This is a genomic window from Wolbachia endosymbiont of Tuta absoluta, assembly GCF_059414725.1.
In genome coordinates, this window is record NZ_JBNRJY010000540.1 from 1 (window position 1) to 687 (window position 687).

The 687-nt window shown below is 45.9% G+C and carries 1 rRNA gene; it reads right to left on the reverse strand.

Annotated elements, in window-relative coordinates:
• Window positions 1-687: ribosomal RNA gene (locus ACJ5GX_RS06055) — 16S ribosomal RNA — on the reverse strand; the annotation flags it as partial.

Below are 687 nucleotides of genomic sequence, written 5' to 3' on the forward strand. Positions count from 1 at the left end.
CCCCACGCTTTCGTCCATCAGCGTCAGTTGTTGCTTAGTAACCTGCCTTCGCAATTGGTGTTCTAAGTAATATCTATGCATTTCACCGCTACACTACTTATTCCAGCTACTTCAACAACACTCAAGACTTGCAGTATCAATGGCAGTTTCACAGTTAAGCTGTGAGATTTCACCACTGACTTACAAATCAGCCTACGGACCCTTTAAACCCAATAAATCCGGATAACGCTTGCACCCTCCGTATTACCGCGGCTGCTGGCACGGAGTTAGCCGGTGCTTATTCGTATAGTACCTTCAGCTACTCTCACGAGAGTAGGTTTATCCCTATACAAAAGAAGTTTACAACCCATAGGGCCGTCATCCTTCACGCGGGATGGCTGGATCAGGCTCTCACCCATTGTCCAATATTCCTCACTGCTGCCTCCCGTAGGAGTCTGGTCCGTGTCTCAGTACCAGTGTGGGGGATCGATCATAAAACAGCCAAAACAGTTTCTGAAGATATTGCACAGGCCGTATTAAAAGAACTTGAAATTTTCGAAGACCGTGAACTGTTTCTGAACAAGGGGATCGATCTTATGCAGGAGGCTTCCAAAAACCTCCAGGAAAAGGACTACTGCTCAGCGCTTTCTCATTTTAAAAGTGCTTTCAGCCAAAAAGAAAATATCGGAGTGTATGAATATGCGAGTG